This is a genomic window from Brevibacillus centrosporus (assembly GCF_003710815.1).
GTDB classification, from domain to species: domain Bacteria; phylum Bacillota; class Bacilli; order Brevibacillales; family Brevibacillaceae; genus Brevibacillus; species Brevibacillus centrosporus.
On the sequence record NZ_RHHP01000056.1, the window covers coordinates 1 to 5,227 of the forward strand.

Annotated in this window: 8 protein-coding genes; 1 reads left to right on the top strand and 7 read right to left on the bottom strand. The window is 50.2% G+C overall.

Annotated elements, in window-relative coordinates; all coding sequences use genetic code 11:
* Positions 1-621 (top strand): tyrosine-type recombinase/integrase (locus EDM55_RS29390; protein WP_148040085.1); only part of this gene is annotated, 621 nt, incomplete at its 5' end.
* A gap of 51 nt (positions 622-672) precedes the next feature.
* On the opposite strand, the gene EDM55_RS29395 is transcribed toward EDM55_RS29390, so the two are convergent.
* From EDM55_RS29395 to EDM55_RS30575, 7 genes are all read right to left on the bottom strand, one after another.
* Positions 673-1,287 carry a hypothetical protein gene (locus EDM55_RS29395; RefSeq protein WP_141296408.1) on the bottom strand — a complete coding sequence of 205 codons (615 nt, stop codon included), beginning with the start codon at positions 1,285-1,287 and terminating at the stop codon, positions 673-675.
* Positions 1,288-1,738: 451 nt separating this feature from the next.
* Positions 1,739-3,235, bottom strand: a complete 1,497-nt coding sequence (locus EDM55_RS29400) for a GH25 family lysozyme (RefSeq protein WP_122962090.1) — start codon at positions 3,233-3,235, stop codon at positions 1,739-1,741.
* Positions 3,235-3,522, bottom strand: coding sequence for a phage holin family protein (locus tag EDM55_RS29405; protein ID WP_122962091.1), 288 nt, complete (start codon positions 3,520-3,522; stop codon positions 3,235-3,237). Before EDM55_RS29405 ends, EDM55_RS29400 begins: the two co-directional genes overlap by 1 nt.
* Complete coding sequence (locus EDM55_RS29410) at positions 3,519-3,836, bottom strand: hypothetical protein (protein WP_122961915.1); 318 nt, start codon at positions 3,834-3,836, stop codon at positions 3,519-3,521. The genes EDM55_RS29405 and EDM55_RS29410 overlap by 4 nt, the downstream gene beginning before the upstream one ends.
* Positions 3,837-3,932: 96 nt before the next feature.
* Positions 3,933-4,082: a CD1375 family protein gene (locus EDM55_RS30570; protein ID WP_183191766.1), complete on the bottom strand. Its 150-nt coding sequence runs from the start codon at positions 4,080-4,082 to the stop codon at positions 3,933-3,935.
* 2 nt (positions 4,083-4,084) lie between these two features.
* Positions 4,085-4,279 carry a hypothetical protein gene (locus EDM55_RS29415; protein ID WP_122962092.1) on the bottom strand — a complete coding sequence of 65 codons (195 nt, stop codon included), beginning with the start codon at positions 4,277-4,279 and terminating at the stop codon, positions 4,085-4,087.
* On the bottom strand, positions 4,279-5,227 hold a 949-nt coding region (locus tag EDM55_RS30575; RefSeq protein ID WP_183191774.1), incomplete at its 5' end, for an Ig-like domain-containing protein. The genes EDM55_RS29415 and EDM55_RS30575, both read right to left, overlap by 1 nt.

Here is a 5,227-nt window from a genome sequence, read left to right on the forward strand (position 1 = left end):
GGAAAGTACGCTGTTCGAGACTACGCTCTCTTTGCGACATTTCTGTACACCGGGATCCGTGTTAGCGAACTGATCAACCTTAAAACCTATGATGTGAATTTTGAGGAGAATTACATTCATGTCCGGGATGGGAAAGGTGGAAAGGATCGGATCATTCCTATGATCCCACAGCTTGCTAATGCGCTACAGCTTTATATGCAGACGGGAATCGTATACGACGAAGCAATCAAAAACGAAAGCAGATCTACCATCAGCCGGTATAAATGCGGTCGTAAATATTTCGTAACTGGACCCGACGATGAGACGTTGTTTCTGACGCAATATGGACAGCAGTACAGCCGAAAAGGGGTAGATTGGCTATTCAAGGGATACGTGAAGAAATTGGGCATCTACAAGGATGGGTTGAGCCTACACGCGCTCAGACGTAGCTGCTTGACGTTCCTGCACAAACAGGGTGTAGATCTATTCATTCTGAAGGAAATAAGCGGCCACGCGCATGTGTCAACGTTGGAGCACTACTTAGCTATCGATACCTCGAAGGTGTTGGACGCGATGAAGCAACATCCGCTTTCTCGTCATCAGATTGACCAAGGCCTCGTGAACATGGTACGTGCAAAGTGATAAAAAAATGCCCTTCGTCGGTTAAAGTCCGTTGAAGGGCATTCGTCTTCTCTAATGCAGTTGACTAGCATGTCTATCCTTAGTAAGGCCAACGGAAAGTGCAGCGCCGTCTCCTTCTGGAGGTCCGAACAACTTCTGATTTGGTTCATACGGACCTAGCTCCCATTCAGGGCCGGTATCTCTCAACGTGTAGGGGCTGTTGTTTTCTCCCGGCCCGCCAAACAAGAATGTCGTCCCGTCTTGCTCGCCCGGGCTAAGCGTTATGGGTTGCGGACCTCCGTTCCCTTCTGGAGGGCCGAAGTGATGCCACTTAGGACCGCTGTCAAAAGACCAATTCGGACCGGTCGCGAACATACCTCTTTCTCCAGCATCCAGACACCATTCAGGATCAGTGCAATCGAGCGCAACAATCCCTCGTTCTCCACCATCCAAACTCCAATCGGGGTCTGTCTCGAAAAATACAATTTGTCCTCTCTCCCCAAAATCAAACGATACTGGAAAAATGCGTTCTCCACCATCGATCAGGCACCATCTTGGTCCAGCATCAGTAAATACTAGAATTGGTCGTTCGCCACCGTCAAAGTGCGCTGGTGAAATCCTATCACCATCGTCAATAAGAGAAGTAATTGGACGCTCTCCAAGATCCCTTAAAATGTGGTATGCCATTCTATCACCGCCTTTTTCTCTATCATACATTTCCCCCAGAAAATAGAAAAGACCCTCCAGTGGATTTCTCCACCAGAGGGATTACAAGTATTGTTTGAGCCAGTCGGCTACGACCGGATGAACAACGTTGACAGCTTCATAGCCAGACGCCCGCTGCGCATGTGTCATTCCTTGTATGGGCATACATAAAACAAGCTAGGAGGTATTACCCATGTCCAATTCAGGAGGCGGCTCGACTGGCGGGCCATCATCTTCAAGCGGTAACAATAGCACCCTCAGCACCAGTTCAAGCCCAAACCCGTACAGCCGTGATGGGAGTAGTGCGCCTGATCCTTATCAATCCATCCATTCGGAAGAACAGGGTTTCATCGACAGATCATTGTCCAGACGCGCGGAAACAGGTATTGATCAGCGCCAGCAAGGGTAGGTGAAACAGTGAGAGCTTCCGTCTCTACAGGAACTGTTTGAGCCAATTAGCCACAACTGAGTGTGTAACGTTGACCGCTTCTGATCCGTTGACGCGCGTCCAGTTCCCGCTTATCTTCACAGTCACGGGTGTTTCCTGTACGATCACACCAATCACCTCACCGTATTGATTGATAGCAGCTCCTCCGCTATCTCCTGGGTTTCCGTCGATCGAAGAGTCGAACTCCCAGGGAGTCGGAGGAATAGACGTGCTGATTGAGGGGCGATCCACCGCACCTCGCTTAACCTTTCCAAACGTATCGCCATGCACAACGGCAAGTAGTTCTTGTCCGGATGTGACACCTTGGGCTGAGAGTGGCAGCGAAGGTAGCGCGTTCTGTAGTTTGGTATCTGTCACCCGATACAAGGCTACGTCCACGTTGACAAGCTTACCGTCTTCGCCTTTATAACCCGGATGAACACCTACCAGGCTGGCTGTAATGGTGCCATTTGCTTTCGTGCGGACCTTAATCGTATCGATGCCATTACCCACATGTTTGGCTGTCAGCACGTAACCACCGGGGAGCAGGGTACCAGAACCGCGTCCAGCTGTCCCGAAGGTAATTTGCACCGAAGCCAGTGCGGTACGCCGCTCGACCTCTACCCATTCTAAAAGAGAAGGTGGTTGCGGAGTCGGTACCGGTTCTGGATCTGGCTTTGGTACTGGCGTAGGCTGCTGTTCCTGTGGCACCGTCTCACCCTTGCGGAGACGATTAAGCAACGCGAACAGCATCCATTGTGGAACTGCCTCATCCAAGCTGGCAGTATGATCCGATGTCAGCAGCCCTGCCTTTAGTAATTCGTCATGGTCCTGCTTTTTCCATGCAGGTATTTCAACCGGCTTGTCCACAGGTTTTTCCACCTTCTGTGGATTCGTCCATTCTGTCCAAAAGCTCATCTCCATTACGTTCATATCGACATTACCTGCGATGCCAGCAACTTTGCCGCTGCTAGTGTATTGGAAGACGGCCCAACGGCTCCATGTAGGGTTGTCCATTGGGTCGTCCGTGCCGTAATGAGCCACCCACAAGTGGTATTTGCCCAGCTCTTTATTGGTGAGCTTGCTCTTGGCAAAATAGGCCCCTGTATAAAGCATTGGCACCTTGCCTGTCTTTTGTTGCAAATAGGCCATGAAACTCGCCGAGAAAGCGTTGGCCGTGGCAGGAGTCCAGTCGTTGTCTCCCTCGATGTCCAAGATTAGCGGTAAGTCGATCGGTAGCCCCTGGATCGTCTTAAGGAAGTGGTCTACCTGGGCTGTTGGGCTTTGATCCGGCTCCGCAAAGTGGTAATAGCCGACTTTAATTCCGTTTGCCGCAGCCGCCTTCGCATTCTTCACTAGCGTCGGGCTGACGAAGCTTGTTCCCTGGGTCGCTTTGATAAAGGCGAATTTCACGCCGTCCGCTGCGACCTTCTTCCAATCGATCGCTCCTTGGTGGTGGGATACATCGATCCCCTTGATGTTTGCGGGGCTACGAGCCTGCATTACTGATCACTCTCCCGTTTGTCTGTCGTCTGCTTCCATAGCTGATGCGTCAAGTTGGCGATGCCCGAAGCCAAGATACCCTGCACCACGTTCACTACACTGAATGCCCCTAGCAGGCCGCATGCCATGACGATCCCGACGATGATCAGCGCCCACGGAATCATCCAATCTGCCACCTTTGGCGTTCTTTTCAAGAAGTAGCCGATGAACAGGAGAACAACTACGACGATAAGGGCTTTATCCGCCATGTATTGTTTAGCCAGTACTAGCAAATCTGTTTCACTCAATGTGTTCCTCCACCTTTCAGGAAGTTCAAGACAATAGCAACCAAGGCGAGTGCGGTACCTACCAGCCATTTCTTGTCGTCCTTGCCGCCCTTCTTGTCTTCCTCAATTTTCTTCTCCAATGCTTCAATCTGCTTAGACATATCGTCCAAGCGTTTGTGAGCAGCCTTTGTACTCTGCAGGGCTTCGATGGCCATTTTCTCTGTCTGTTCTAATTTCCCTGACATACTGGATAGCTGCTTGATCTCAGTCTCGATCTTGCCGATTGCCACCAGAATCTCGGTAATCCCCTTTTGCAAATCTTTGATTTCATCCACGGCTGGCCGCCCTCCTCACCCCCTTGGGGCAAACATGAAAAGGGAGCCGCAACAGCAGCCCCCATGAAAAAACGCCCTCTCTTTTTGGAAAGAGCGTTACGCATTTTGTGCAGCCAGGTATTCAGCAACCGGCAAACGATATTCCTCAGGTACCACTTTCTCACCTGCAGCACCAGTTGGTTCGATTACCCACCCACCAGACTTCACCAGCAGAGCGTAAACAGGTACCATGTACTGTTTAATCATTGTCATTCACCCCCCTTCAAAGAAGCTATTTCAGCTTTTAGTGTTGCGATTTCAGACTTTAAGTCCTCCGTCTCCATTTGCATCATAACGATCGCCTCAAGAGCAGCTAGCATTTCAGGTGCTAATTGTTGTTGACTCCAGGGTGTTTCAACCCAGTCCCCAAGTGTTCCATCAGGGTTTCGCTTTCTGTACTTCATTACTCAATCGCCCCCACTAGGCTAGTAGCTGCTTGTGTTGAAGCCGTATTTGTCCGCAAGAAGATCTGTTTGAACATAATGTCTGCCTTAGCACCATTGAATGTTGAATATACAATCTCGTCCTCAGCGATATCTGGAGTAAGATCGACGCTGGATACCATGCACGCTGCGTAATTCTCCTGCTGCCCTGCATCCACAAATGACGCATAGGATTCAACTGAAAGATCGCCTTTTTCACGTTTTAACCAAGCAAGAATACCTTCAGCTGTCCCGAGTGGAGGAATCACCTTATAACGCGCCGTCCCCTTCTTCAAAGGAACCTTTTGCTCTGCTTTTGTCAGATTGAATTTCTTTTCCCTTACTTTCCCGAACTGATCTGTAGCCGTAATGGTAACTGTATTAGCTCCAGATTGCAGTGAACTAACAGGGAATGTGTAAGACCATGCTCCGCTTGCCACGCCATTCAGGAGTGTTTGGGCAGCACCACTATTCAGCTGGCCCGTTACCGTCATTGTGTTCCCGTTCGGATCAGTTGCATTTCCCGACAAGGTGATAGTATCTGGCTCGATCAGCCCCGTCTGAGTTGGGGTGTACGGGTCAACAGTGATGGTTGGAGGATCATTGATCTGGATCGAAAAAGATCTCGTTACCTCGTTCGATTTCCCCTGCTGATCATCTTCGGCCCACACTTTCAAGGTGTTTGTTGTTCCCTCTGTCAGTGGCCCTGAGATATCTACTCCCTCGAAATAGATGCGGTCGCCGGTGAATACAAGATCTTTTGCAAAAGAAATAGGGCTGCTGCCATTCGATACCTGCGAATGGAGTGCCCTTCTTGGCTGGCTGTTAATTTGGCCGTAAATCGTGACGACATTCCCGTTGTCTGCTTCCGTTGCTGAGCCCTGGACCGTCAGCTTGTTGCCTTCCGCCAATGTTTGATTATCCGCAGGG

What these genes read in the sequence shown, in the direction of transcription:
- EDM55_RS29395 (WP_141296408.1), bottom strand. Translation starts at nt 1,287, where the DNA reads ATGGCATACCACATTTTAAGGGATCTTGGAGAGCGTCCAATTACTTCT.
- EDM55_RS29400 (WP_122962090.1), bottom strand. Translation starts at nt 3,235, where the DNA reads ATGCAGGCTCGTAGCCCCGCAAACATCAAGGGGATCGATGTATCCCAC.
- EDM55_RS30570 (WP_183191766.1), bottom strand. Translation starts at nt 4,082, where the DNA reads ATGATTAAACAGTACATGGTACCTGTTTACGCTCTGCTGGTGAAGTCT.
- EDM55_RS29415 (WP_122962092.1), bottom strand. Translation starts at nt 4,279, where the DNA reads ATGAAGTACAGAAAGCGAAACCCTGATGGAACACTTGGGGACTGGGTT.